The organism is Myroides odoratimimus (assembly GCF_001485415.1).
In the GTDB taxonomy this organism is placed as follows: Bacteria; Bacteroidota; Bacteroidia; order Flavobacteriales; family Flavobacteriaceae; genus Flavobacterium; species Flavobacterium odoratimimum.
The window spans coordinates 36,234-49,358 of sequence record NZ_BCMQ01000025.1 but is presented as its reverse complement, the minus strand read 5'-3'; the positions used below and the strand labels follow the sequence as shown (position 1 = coordinate 49,358).

Genomic DNA, 13,125 nt, shown 5'->3' with positions numbered 1-13,125 from the left:
AATTACCTTTAGATTTGCTAACTGAGAATATGATAATATTGTAGAGAATAAATAAAACAACCTAATCAACAAAGTGAACCAGACGAATTACAAGGATAACGCCCTAAAATTCGAGTAGGACTTTGTTGATTTTACTAAAGAGTATCAGACTAGTAATTAAGACGTCGAGGTCTAGTATTAAGGTTTAGATGATATTTTAGTAACAGGTTGCCTTAAATAATTATCATATGGACAAATTTACACAATTTATCGGAATAGATATTTCCAAAGATTATTTTGATGTAGCTATTTATGTAGATGCTAATTCTTGTAAACACAATCAGTTTGAAAACACTAAAACGGGAGTTGATCAATTTATGAAGTGGATGAAAAGCGAAGGATGTTGTGTAGAGGAAACATTGATATGTATGGAGCATACAGGTATTTATAAAAATATTTTAGTAGATATTTTGCTTTCAAAGAATTGTAATCTATGGGTAGAAATGGCTTATAGAATTATAAGAAGTAGTGGAATACAAAGAGGAAAGAATGACAAGATAGATTCTAAAAGGATAGCATTGTATGCTAAGAAAAATCAAGAAGAAGCGAAGCTCTTTAAAGCATCAAAGGCTGTATTGAATAAGATTCAGGCTCTATTGGGACAGCGAGAGATGAGTATAGCTCATAAGACAGCTATAGAAGTAAGAACCAACGAATTTAAGGGGTTTAATGATGAACTGTACAAGGTTTTGTCTAAAAATGATAAGGCTATTATCAAGGCTTTAGAGAACGCTATAAAGGTGATTGAAGAACAGTTAAATACTCTTATTAGAGAAAATCAAGAGGTATCTGAGATATTTGATTGTGTGATTTCTGTAAGAGGTGTTGGAGATATTACAGCGATGTTTTTAATATGTTATACCAATGCGTTTACATCATTTGAAGACTCTCGACAATTAGCATCTTATTGTGGTGTTGTCCCTTTTGAATATACTTCAGGTAAAAGTGTAAGAGGCAAAGCTAAAGTACACTTTATGGCTAATAAAAAGCTTAAAAAACTTTTACATCTCTGTGCTTTATCAGCTGTTAGATGGGACCCAGAGATAAGGGCTTATTACGAGAGGAAAGTTGGAGAAGGTAAGCATAAGATGCTTGTTTTAAACAATGTTAGAAACAAGCTTGTACAGCGTATATGTTCTTGTGTTAGGAATAAAAAAGCTTATGAGGTACGACAAGTAGCATAAACATCATACATTGAATTAGAAACAAAAATAGAGGATAATACGGATATAATCCTCAGGTTAGATATGCCTTGTTTTATTGAGTTATTCTCAAAAATAAGGTGTAAAATATATTAATAATGATTTGCTTTTATCATAGTAATCGAAAATGACCAAATACTGTTTTATGACTTAATATTTGAGTGCTAAATAAAGCTTGAACTGGCAAATAACTCCACTGGATACCTGTTTTTAGTTTATACAATATAGCATTAACTATCTCATAAAGTGGAGCTTTTGATTTAAATCCTCTTTTTGGAAGTGGTAAGTGAGGTACTATATCTAATTCTATACTATCTTTGTGGAGTACTTGGTACACGGGGTTGTAGTTTTTGTTTGTTTAGCGACACAAATTTCTATAACCCTTCTTTATTTTACAAAAGTCAAGACGACTTCATTATTACAGTAGAAGATAAGGATAAAATAAATTCTATTTTTTATAGAGAAACAATAGAAGATAGAGAGCTTATTTTTGTAATTAATCCTATACGAAATCTGTGGAAAATAGAGGAGATTATTGATGAGAAAGATTTAGATAAACGATCCGAGGCAGTGGATTATTGGATAACTTATAAATCTGATCGCCACAAATTAGATTTAAATATTTGGGAAGAATCTAACATGTTTGGAAGTGATATTTTTTTAGTAAGTTGTAAACTTGATGAATTAGATAAAGAAAGCGAGATGTCCAAGTTGTTTAGTAGGATTAAAAGATCATCAAAAACAAAAAAAATTAGTTTACTTAAAGAAGAACTACCTAAGATTAGAGTTTTTTTTAGTTTCAAAGGTAGAGTATTAGAACTAAAAGTTACAAGTGATACAAAAGGAGAAGTGTTTATTATCCCTTTTACAGAAGAAAAAGGCTGTACTGTATTTTAATAAAGGATTTAAGATAAAAAAATTGAATTGAGGAGGTTTTTAATGTTCATGCTAGGAGAGAAAAGTGTTTATAAATAAAAAAGGAACCACTTAATAGTGATTCCTTTTTGTCGGGGTGGCAGGATTCGAACCACTCCTCGTAAATATCTTTAAATCAACCTATTGTCTTTTTTGTAAAAAACCAACTCACCTAATAGCTCACCTTAGCAAATTAGGTTAAAATCAAATATAATGATTTTAAATGTATTAAAAAAGTACTAAAAAGTTAAATAATCATCTGTTTTTTTGATTGATGGAAGCGAATATTTTAGTAGAAATATTAGTTTTAGCTTTTGTTTATTTTTATTTTGTTTTTCAGTGTTTTGTTGTATTTGTTTTATATTATTAGTTAACTAATTTAATTTGATGTATTTTGTTATGGAATACTAAACTTGTTAAGGTGTTTTTTGGTTGTCGGGGTGTCTATTTGGCTTTAGTTAACTATTTTTATGGAGTAAAAGATTGAACTATTTTTAATTCTATCTTAGATTCAACTAATAAATGCTGTTGCATTTATTAGTTGAATCTAAGTAGTAAAAATCTTATAAAAGTTAAATAAGGATAAGAATTCATAGAAATAACTGTCGTATAGTAGCTAACAAAATTAATTTTCTATTTTTGAGTTTGTAAACTATGTATAACATTAAAAAAGAAGAGTTATTTTTATGAGGCAATTGGACAAAACACCTATTGAGAGGATGGTATCACCGATACAGCGATTTATGCAACAAGAAAAATCTGGAGGGATCGTTCTAGGTATAAGTGTGATTATAGCGTTAATATTAGCAAATACATCATTTAAAGAACAGTACCATCACATATTAGAGTATAAATTTGGTTTTCAATGGGCAGGCAATAGCTTCTTTGAATATAGTATTCACCACTGGATTAATGATGGGTTAATGGCTATCTTTTTCTTTGTTGTAGGGCTAGAGTTAAAAAGAGAGATTGTAGCTGGAGAATTATCAAACCCACGTAAAGCAATGCTTCCTATTGGAGCTGCATTAGGAGGAATGATTGTTCCTGCGGGTATTTATTTTTTTCTAAATCCAAGTGGAGAGATGTCTAATGGATGGGGAATTCCGATGGCAACAGATATTGCTTTTGCCTTAGGAGTCTTGTATTTATTGGGTAGTCGTATACCCTTGACATTAAAGGTTTTCTTAACTGCATTGGCGATTGTAGATGACTTAGGAGCGGTACTTGTGATTGCATTCTTTTATACCTCTGAGATTTCTATGTTACATTTAATCATTGGTGCTGCTATTTTATTAGTGATGTATTTGGGAAATAAAATGGGAGTTAGAAATATTATGTTTTATGCAATCTTGGGTATTGGTGGAGTTTGGACAGCATTTTTGCTTTCAGGAGTACATGCGACAATTGCAGCAGTATTAGCTGCTTTTACAATTCCTGCAAATGTGAGAATTAGCGAGAAAGTATATGGCGATAAGATGCAAGGTTTGTTAGATAGGTTTAGAGGCATTGATCCCAATGATAAAATTCCGACATTAACAAACGAACAATTGCATATCTTAGAAGAGATTGAGCATACAAGTAGTGCTGCTACTCCTCCATTACAACGTTTAGAACATATGATGCATCCGATGGTAACCTATCTAATTATCCCTATATTCGCTTTAGCTAATGCTGGGGTATCTTTAGATATTGATATGGATCACTTGTTTAGTACTAATGTAGCTCTTGGTGTAGCTCTTGGCTTATTAGTAGGGAAAGTAGTTGGAGTAGTTGGATTTACAGTGCTTTTAGTGAAATTAAAAGTAGCTCCTTTCCCTGAAGGAATGAATGTGAAAAATCTATTAGGATTAGGTTTGCTAGCTTCTATTGGATTCACAATGTCTTTGTTTGTAACTTCGTTAGCATTTACTAATGAGGAGTACATGACTCAAGCGAAGATAGGTATTTTTGTAGCATCCATCATTGGTGGTGTGCTAGGCTATATGGTATTGAGTAAGTCAACGAAATAATGTTTTAAATGACTAGTAAGTTTTTTGATTACATCAATCTTCACAAAGGTGAGGAGAAGGGCGAAAAAGTCCTTGAAAATATAGTAGCAAATATTGCTTTTAAAGGATCAAATCTTTGGATTTTGGCATGTGCAATTATCATTGCGTCGATAGGGTTAAATGTAAATTCTACAGCGGTGGTAATTGGAGCTATGTTGATCTCACCATTGATGGGACCAATTGTAGGAGCTGGTTTTGCACTTGGTACCTATAACTTTTTATTACTGAAGATTTCTATTAAAAGCTTGGTTATAGCTACAATTGTAAGTTTGGTTGTATCTTCAGTTTATTTTTATTTAAGCCCATTTAAAGATGTACAATCAGAATTACTTGCTCGTACTGCACCGACGATTTATGATGTGTTGATTGCTTTTTTTGGTGGATTAGTGGGGGTGATTTCAATTACTCGAGTAGAGAAAGGAAATCCTATTCCAGGAGTAGCGATTGCTACAGCCTTAATGCCTCCTTTATGTACTGCAGGATATGGTTTAGCAACTTTTAATTTTAGTTATTTTTTAGGAGCATTTTATCTGTATATGATTAACTGTTTCTTTATTTGTATAGCGACGTTCTTAGTAATTAAATACTTGAAATATCCTACAGCGACTGCACTAGATACAAAAAAGGAGAAACGTATGCGATACGGTATTAGTTTATTGATTTTAGTGTTGATTATACCAAGTTTTTACTTGGCCTATAATCTATTCAATGAGAAGAAATTTACCAAGACTGTTGAGGAGTTTATCAATACAGAGTTTACTGCTAGAGGGGTAACAGTTATCTATAAAAAAATTAATTATAATACCTCGCCACGTAAGGTAGAGTTAGCCTTTTTGGATAAGAAATTGTCTAAAGAGAATATAGAGATGTATAATCGACTTTTACAGGAAAAAGGGATAGATAATGTAGCTTTGACCTTCAAGCAAGATGAGCAAGATATCAAGTCTGAAATCATGAAGGAAATCAATAAACAAAATAGTAACCTATCCGAGAAAGACGTTATTATTAATGATTTAAAGCGCGAGTTAGCTAAGTACAAAGTGAGCGAGCCTGGTTTGGTGAGAGAGATCGGAGTATTGTTCCCATCACTTGAACAAGTATCTTTAGGTAAAGTAGAGCGAAATCTAACCGATACAACTAGTCAAGTTGATTGGGTGTTAATGTATAAAGATAGTGTTGCACCTATAAATTCGGAGAAGATACGTATCACGAATTGGTTAAAAGCTCGATTACAAGTAGATACTGTTTTAGTAGTGAATACATACCAGCCGGCTGTATATACTAAAGAGTAGCTTAGTAATTAAAAACATCGCAAAGAGCTCCTTACTTATTTTTTTGAGTAGGGGGCTTTTTTTTTAGTAGCTCACCAAAACAATGTAACTGCTTTTAGATGGGATCACAAGCAGGATTTAGCGTTAGATTTATCAGCTAGATGTATTACAGCAGATAATGGTTTTCAACGTTGGGATTTGAATGGAAAGTATCTCTCGGGAGACAAAAAGCAGAATTTAGTTCTCATCCGGCTGTCTGATGAGTATTGGTTTTCTTGGAAACGCTTTCATCCAAATACTCAGTTCATTGATTTGTAATATATAAAAAGAACCATATTAACTTTAAGCTAATATGGTTCTTTTTTGATACTAGAATAAGTTGACTAGTAATATATTATCTTAAACGATGATTGGAATCACTACTGATAAACATTTCATTTTTCTCTTCAGATATAATTTCAAGGAATCGTTCATAGTGTTTTAATACGTCAGAAATTAGCTCATTTTTAGTAAAGATGTGAACATCATAACCTTGTCTATAATCACCAAAATAAGCTTTTGGATAAAAGGTTTTATTATCGTTAATATCAGGTAAGTTTTCTTCTGATAATAAGTAATCAGAAACCATTTTAGACTCTGTTTTGACACCGTAAATAAAGTTATTTACCAAGTCGTGTTTAATCTCAATTTCTAGTCGATAAGGACCTTCATAAGTATTGATAACAGCATCAATATTATTTTTAGCAAATTCGGTTTCTAGCTCTTTAAAGGCTTCTTTGACTGTCGTATCAATAAATTTGTGTACAGATTCTTTATCGTCAAAGGATACAATTTGTTTTAATCGCTCTTTCCATGAATCTCCTGACCACGTAACCGTTGTAGTAGAAAAGTCAGTTTCATAATATTTTTTATCGATAACTAGTGCTTTGATCAAGCTTACGATAAATAATAGCATTATAATAGAGAATGGAAGAGCTGTAATTAAGGTCATGCTTTGTAATGCACCTAATCCACCTGCGTTTAACAATAACAAAGCTAATACAGCTAGTAATACTCCCCATCCAATAGTTTGCCATTTAGGGGATATTATAGCATTCTTGGTTGATATACTGTTCATTACAAACATTCCTGAGTCTGCAGAAGTAACAAAAAATATGATGATAATTGATATAGTTAAGAAGCTAGTAATTGAACTTAGAGGTAAGTACGCTAAAAACTCAAACATCAACGCATCTGGGTTGTTAGCAATAGTACTCAATGCACCATCAGCTACATTCATATCAAACCAAATGGCACTATTCCCGAATACAGACATCCAAATAAAGTTGAATAGTGTCGGTAGTAATAATACTGCAGCAATATATTCACGAATAGTACGTCCTTTAGAGATTTTAGCAATAAACAATCCAACATATGGAGACCATGAGATCCACCATGCCCAGTATAGGATAGTCCAGTCATAAAACCAGGGTTGTGTTTTATCATTAAAGGAGTGTGTACTAAAAGTCATGGTAAAGAAGTTTGATATATAATTACCAATACCTTCTGTAAAGCTTCCAATTAAATAAACGGTAGGGCCTAAAGCGAGTACGAAAACAAGCAATACGACTACAGCAATGATATTGATACTACTTAGTAGTTTTACACCTTTGTCTAATCCACTAACAGCAGAGATAATAGATAGAGATACTAATACAGCTACAATAAGTACTTGATAGATAAAGCTGTTTTCAGGTAAAATATTTAAGGTTTGAAGTCCAGAGTTAATCTGTACAACACCAAAACCTAATGTTGTTGTAATACCAAAGAAGGTACTACACAAGGCAAATACGTCAATCATATTTCCCCATTTACCTTTTATTTTATCTTTTAAAAGAGGATAAAAACAACTTCTTAGAGATAGCGGTAAACGATATCTATAAGCAAAATAAGATAGTGCTAGACCAACAATAGCATAAATAGCCCATGCGTGTATTCCCCAGTGAAAGAAGGTGTACATCTGTGCATCTTGTGCGCGTTGTAGTGCGGTATTGTTACTGAAAACTTCATTTGAATAGTGTTGGATCGGCTCAGCAACACTGAAGTACATTAGCCCAATCCCCATACCAGCAGCGAATAACATTGATATCCATGAAAAGAAGGAATAATCGGGTTTACTATTATTTCTTCCTAAGCGAATATTACCGTATTTACTGGCCATTAAATAAATCAAGAAGATAATAAATATAGTTACAGACCATACATATATCCAATTGAGATTAACAAAGATGAATGTTTTGATTACGTTTAATAGCTCATTGGTTATCTGTGGAAAAATTGCAGCAAGTAAACTGACTCCAATAATAAAAATTAAACTTGGTAGAATAACACCTTTACTCAAGGTTGTACGTATTCTAGGAAATTTAGACATAATTTTTGTTTTTATGTATTAAAAATATAGTTTTATTGTTTTTGTTTCGAATATACGTAATATTTAGTATTTTTTGTGGTTTTATTCTGTGTTTTTCGTTGTTGAGAATTAAAAAGAAGATGTTTTTGGAGTTTTTATTTCTAGTAAACTTTCATTTTTTTAAAGGTTAAAAATTGTAGTTTTGTCTTCTATAAAGCCTCAGAAGCATATGTTTTTTTGTTGCTTTATTTTGCTATTTTAGTTAAAAAGAATGCGGCAAATAATAAGAAATTAATACAAAATTGTTTTGAATTTATCTAATCGTGATAGTAGAGTAACTTTAATTTTTCAATTAGTAATCTTTTTTATTTTCACAAAGGGTATTGCACAGCAACCAGTGAGAGTTACTATTGACTCATTATCGAAAGTGTATTCCCAGAATGTATATTCCAAACCACTTGAAGCTAGAAAGGCCGCATTTGCTTGGTTAGCTTTAAGTGAAAAGCATAACTTAGAGAAGGAAAAAGCTCGTGCTTATTATTCTTTAGGAAATTTGAATTCTATTAATGGAGATTATAAGAAGTCTATAGAATATGCATTGAAGACTATTGAATCCTTAGAGAAATTAAAAATGGAGCAAGGTTTACCTGCTGCTTATAATCTATTAGCACTTAGTTATAAGAATTTATCGTTATACTCCAAGGCAATGGAGAGCTTTATGATATGTATTGAAAAAGCTAGAGCTGTAGACGATGTACTTCAAGAGGCAAATGCGTATCAGAATGTTGCTACACTATATATACAAAAGGATGAATATGATAAGGCTATAGAGAGCTTGAAAAGAGCGAATGATTTGTATAAATCTATTGAGGATACCGATGGGGTATTGACTACATTGTTTAACTACGCAAATATTTTGAAAGAGCAGCGTAAGTTTGATCAAGCTAGGGAGCATTATATGACTGTATTAAAGTTTCGTCAAGAGGAAGGAAATAAAACAGTGGAGGCCTATGTTAAAATTAACCTTGCTCAACTATTAGTAGAACAGCATAAGTTTAAAGAGGCTATACCTCACTTGGAGAATACTTATAAGCTTCTTGAAGAGTTAAATTATGTCACTGATATGGCTATCGTATTGAATGATTTAGGAGTGTGTGAGAGTAAAGTAGGGAATACAAAGAAAGCAATTAAGTATTTTGAGAGAGCATTGAGTATTACTGAAGAACGTTCTATATTAGCCTATAATACTAACTTTTTTTTGAATTTAGGTTCCCTATATGCAGATCAAAAACAATATGAAAAAGCATATAATTATTTATATCGAAGTATAATCGATAATACAAAATTTAATAGTATTGAGAAAGAGAAGCATTTAGCAGATCTGCAACAACAATATGAAACGGAATTAAAGGAAACTAAAATAGAGTTGCTGGAGAAGGAGCAAGAATTAAAAGAAGTAGAGCTTAGAGAAGTAGAGCAAGCTGTCATTCGTCAGAAACAACTTCGTAATACTTTTATCATTGGTTTTATTTTGGTGTCAATTCTCTTTATTATTGTGATGTATTTTTATCTACAACGTTTGAAAGTGCAAAGACAACTACAGGTGGAGGTTGAGAAAAATGCGAATCACAAGATTAATGAGATGGTTAAAGATCATAAAATTTCTATGATCGAGCGCTATCAGAAAGGACAAGAGGAAGAAAGAGCTCGATTAGCACGAGAGTTACACGATGGAATAGGAAGTGATTTAGCAGGAATTAAGATTGCTTTTGAACATCATTTCTCTCAGCAAGATACGGGAGAACAAACTAAGCGTTTGCAAGAAGCAATTAACAATGCGTGTAAGGATCTGCGTTTGCTATCGCATCAATTGCATCCACTGGCTTTCTCTTCAATTGGATTTAGTAGTTTTTTGAAAGAATACGTCGATACTGTAAGTCAGAAAAATAATTTGACAATTAAAGCTTATTTTTTTCCAGAGACAGAAATTAATAAGTTGACAGATGATGTATTGGCTGGTGCATATCGCATCGTTCAAGAGTTGGTCAATAATATCGTTAAGCATGCTAAGGCTTCAAGTGCTGAGGTACAATTGACCAAACACGATGACCACCTCAATATTCTTATTCATGATAATGGCGTTGGGTTTGCCAATGTTAAGAAACAAGGGATAGGACTGCGCAATATAAGAGAGCGTTTAGAAAAACTCAAAGGAAGTATAGAAATAGATAGTAATGTTAAATATGGGACTTCCATAACAATTAATATACCTTTAAATAAATAAGTAGTGAGTAGAGTAAATATAATCATAGCAGATGATCATTTGATGTTTTTAGAGGGGTTAAACACTATATTACTTGATATGGAGGAAGTAAAACAAGTGCATTTAGCAACAGAAGGAACACAAGTATTACGTTTATTAGAGCAATTTGACATACAATTAGTCATTACCGATTTGAATATGCCCAAGATGGATGGAGTAGAGTTATTAACTAGGGTAAAGAGTAATCAATCAGATGTCAAGGTTCTAATTTTGAGTATGCTTGATAATCCTCGCGTTGTTCATAAGGTAATCCAAAAAGGAGCAGATGGTTTTGTACCTAAATTTACAAATAAGCAGGAGTTACAAGTTGCTGTAAGGGAATTAATCAATGACAAGCAATATTTCTCAGAAGTTATTAAACAGCGCTATATGGAAAGTGTATTTGATAAAAAGAAGTATCAAGATATTGAATTGACTCAACGGGAGAAAGAAGTTCTAGCACTTTTATCAGAAGAAATGACTTCTAAAGAAATTTCTGAGAAACTGTTTATATCAGTTAATACGGTGGAGACACATCGCAAGAATATCTTGTTGAAAACAGGATCTAAGACAACTACGGGAGCGGTAAAGTTTGCTATTGAATCAGGACTATTTGATTAGTGAATAATTAAAAGGTATACTTTATTGCTAATAGTGGTTTAATCTCTTCTACAATAGAAATAAACGAATTTGGTTCAGTAATCGGTACGATTTCTCGATGAGTGACTACTTTGTTGGTAAGATTAATCGTTTCTAATAAAACAGCTGTTACAGGAGTCTTGTGATAGCTGTTTTTTTCTTGTTCTACTTCTTTTGTATCGATTAACAGATGTACCCACACAGCTTTAGTGAAACAAGCTGTATCTACATATAATAAAGAAAAATCATGGGAACTGTAGAGGTGGTCTAATCCCGCTAAATAATCCATACGCTTCGGCAGCAATTTTTCTTGTAAAGTTTTGAAATAATTAGTTTCTTGTTTTAGTAAGCATTCTTTGACCTGCCATGAGTCCTCTATGCTATGTATAACAATCATAAAAATATCCTCATTATAGGTTGGAAGATGGATAGTAATTGTGAAAATACTATTGATTTTTAGTGCGTCCTTTTGTTGATTTAGTAAGTATAAGAGTTTTTTAGTTTTCGTTTTCAGCTCATTGGGATTTGGGTTAAAAAGATATGTCATGGTTAATGAATCATAACTAATGTCAATACGACAATCTAAATCAATCATTTTTAGTTTTATATCTTCTTTGGTATAGTAGTCAGATAAGGCATCTTGGTATTGTTCTTTTACTGGTTTAGCATAGGAAACACCTTGTTCAATTCTGTTTTCATTTTTTAAAATCTTGGCGTCAAAGAATAAAACCCATCTTACTTGTGCTAATTGATGATCGTAGATAATAACCGAAAACATATTGGGATTCATATTAGAGGCATTAAAAAAGCGTCTAATTTCAACTGCTTTTAATTGACCCTTGAATTCATGTTCAAGATATTCTTGTATTAAACGATTTGCTTTTTTCTTTCTCATACCTCCCATAATGAGAGATAGATTATTTACAGCTAGTGTTAGTGATAGAAAACAAAACCCAATTATTAAAAGTGTTTTTAGCATTTTTTGTAAAGTTTGAATACAAGGTAAGATACTTTTGGAAATTTTCATATCACGGAATTCCGTGATAAGCGCAATTACCGAATTTAGGTCTATGAAACCAATAGCAAAGATAAGACCTTTGAAATGTTAATAATAGTAATAATATAAATCATGGGATTACAAGAAAAAAGAGCTTATACAGCAATAGAAGAGCAGTACGTAACTGAGTATCAAAAAGAATTGAACGCAATTGTAGGTAAAGAACTACCTATCCAAATCAACTGGGATACTTTCGAATTAGAGCATATTAAGTTTGTGCCAAGTGTATGTTTACAACGCTTAATGGATGCAATGAAAGAAGTGTGTAAAGATAATTTTGGGAAAGAAGCAGTACAAGAGTCAATGGATAAAATTGAAGTAAACTGTATTGTAAATGAAGGAGCTGAAGAAAATAAAAAATTAGACCTTTCTGGAAAAACTTTAACAATGACAGCTTGCTGGGGAGGACATCATAGTGGTTTCTTTACTGATTTAGTGATTAGAGAGTATTTAGAAAGCAAGTTATAAGGATATAAGGATTCTTTTTATAAAATTTTTAGTCTGACTTTTAATTTTTGATTTAGTTAATATCAACTAGATAGATAATAAAGGGGGATCATAATTAGATGAGTCTCCCTTTTTATTTTTTAATCATCGTGAACTAAGTCAGTAATAACCTAGTGACTAATTATATCTATAGAAGTATTTAATTAGTTTACAACTATAATTTAGAAGTATGAGTATAGAAAATTTTCCAAAGCTATTAGAAAGTATATTGCGTAAAAAAGGAGCGACGACAGAAGATATTGAGGCATTAGCAGATGCTGGAATTCAATCTAAAGAGGATTTCGTTATGATTGGTGATACGCGAACTTTGATAGAAGTTACAGCTATGGATATCGAAATAGCACATGTAATTATGCAGTGGGCTTTAGGTACACAAGCAGCAAGCTTGGCAGTTGCTGAAACCGTGGTAAAGCAAGAGGCAGTAATCGTAGAGAGTGCAGATGTTGTAAAATGTGCACATTGTCAAGCTAAGCAGCCGAAGGATTATAAAGTTGGTGATTTGTGTTTGTCTTGTGGACTTCAAGCAGAACCAGTTCACAATTGTTATTGGTGTTTGAGTACAGGACCAGGTCAGTTTTGCCGTTCTTGTGGAGCTGAGTTTGTCGCTTCTTCCGATTATGAGGTAGCTTTACAATTAAAGTTGGAAGGTGAATCGAAGTCAGCTATCGGTAAGTTAGTTAAAGAAATGACAGCAGTTCAAAAAGAAAATATTTGGGCAAAAATTAGAAAAGGTAGATAGAAAAATAGTTCGTATAG

11 protein-coding genes and 1 pseudogene are annotated in these 13,125 nt (G+C 32.3%); 9 read left to right on the top strand and 3 right to left on the bottom strand.

Annotated elements, in window-relative coordinates; genetic code table 11:
• Positions 1 to 227 precede the first annotated feature (227 nt).
• The gene (locus MODO_RS16050; protein WP_006258619.1) at positions 228 to 1,223 is read left to right on the top strand and encodes an IS110 family RNA-guided transposase; all 996 of its coding nucleotides are present in this window, start codon (positions 228 to 230) and stop codon (positions 1,221 to 1,223) included.
• 130 nt (positions 1,224 to 1,353) lie between these two features.
• On the opposite strand, the gene MODO_RS16045 is transcribed toward MODO_RS16050, so the two are convergent.
• Positions 1,354 to 1,578: an IS5 family transposase gene (locus MODO_RS16045; RefSeq protein WP_039851620.1), complete on the bottom strand. Its 225-nt coding sequence runs from the start codon at positions 1,576 to 1,578 to the stop codon at positions 1,354 to 1,356.
• On the opposite strand from MODO_RS16045, the gene MODO_RS16040 reads away from it, so the two are divergent.
• From MODO_RS16040 to MODO_RS19720, 4 genes and pseudogenes are all read left to right on the top strand, one after another.
• The gene (locus tag MODO_RS16040) at positions 1,515 to 2,138 is read left to right on the top strand and encodes a hypothetical protein (protein ID WP_006256901.1); all 624 of its coding nucleotides are present in this window, start codon (positions 1,515 to 1,517) and stop codon (positions 2,136 to 2,138) included. The genes MODO_RS16045 and MODO_RS16040 overlap by 64 nt on opposite strands.
• A 704-nt stretch (positions 2,139 to 2,842) precedes the next feature.
• Positions 2,843 to 4,165 carry a Na+/H+ antiporter NhaA gene (nhaA, locus tag MODO_RS16035; RefSeq protein ID WP_006266538.1) on the top strand — a complete coding sequence of 441 codons (1,323 nt, stop codon included), beginning with the start codon at positions 2,843 to 2,845 and terminating at the stop codon, positions 4,163 to 4,165.
• Positions 4,166 to 4,173: 8 nt separating this feature from the next.
• On the top strand, positions 4,174 to 5,496 hold the full coding sequence (locus tag MODO_RS16030) for a DUF389 domain-containing protein (RefSeq protein ID WP_006266539.1): 1,323 nt from the start codon (positions 4,174 to 4,176) through the stop codon (positions 5,494 to 5,496).
• A 108-nt stretch (positions 5,497 to 5,604) separates the two neighbouring features.
• Positions 5,605 to 5,793: pseudogene (locus MODO_RS19720) on the top strand (DUF3179 domain-containing (seleno)protein); the annotation flags it as partial.
• Between the two features lie 76 nt (positions 5,794 to 5,869).
• Here MODO_RS19720 and MODO_RS16025 read toward each other — a convergent pair.
• Positions 5,870 to 7,885: a BCCT family transporter gene (locus MODO_RS16025; RefSeq protein WP_059051424.1), complete on the bottom strand. Its 2,016-nt coding sequence runs from the start codon at positions 7,883 to 7,885 to the stop codon at positions 5,870 to 5,872.
• 286 nt (positions 7,886 to 8,171) lie between these two features.
• On the opposite strand from MODO_RS16025, the gene MODO_RS16020 reads away from it, so the two are divergent.
• Entirely contained in the window at positions 8,172 to 10,148 is a 1,977-nt protein-coding gene (locus MODO_RS16020; protein ID WP_006266541.1) for a tetratricopeptide repeat-containing sensor histidine kinase, read from the top strand.
• A gap of 3 nt (positions 10,149 to 10,151) precedes the next feature.
• Positions 10,152 to 10,787, top strand: coding sequence for a response regulator transcription factor (locus MODO_RS16015; RefSeq protein WP_006266543.1), 636 nt, complete (start codon positions 10,152 to 10,154; stop codon positions 10,785 to 10,787).
• Positions 10,788 to 10,794: 7 nt separating this feature from the next.
• Here MODO_RS16015 and MODO_RS16010 read toward each other — a convergent pair whose 3' ends face one another.
• A complete protein-coding gene (locus tag MODO_RS16010; protein WP_059051422.1) occupies positions 10,795 to 11,784 on the bottom strand; it encodes a hypothetical protein in 990 nt (329 codons plus the stop codon).
• A gap of 150 nt (positions 11,785 to 11,934) precedes the next feature.
• Here MODO_RS16010 and MODO_RS16005 point away from each other — a divergent pair, with 150 nt between their 5' ends.
• On the top strand, positions 11,935 to 12,330 hold the full coding sequence (locus tag MODO_RS16005) for a hypothetical protein (RefSeq protein ID WP_006266545.1): 396 nt from the start codon (positions 11,935 to 11,937) through the stop codon (positions 12,328 to 12,330).
• Between the two features lie 208 nt (positions 12,331 to 12,538).
• On the top strand, positions 12,539 to 13,108 hold the full coding sequence (locus MODO_RS16000) for a hypothetical protein (RefSeq protein WP_006266546.1): 570 nt from the start codon (positions 12,539 to 12,541) through the stop codon (positions 13,106 to 13,108).
• Positions 13,109 to 13,125: the final 17 nt, after the last annotated feature.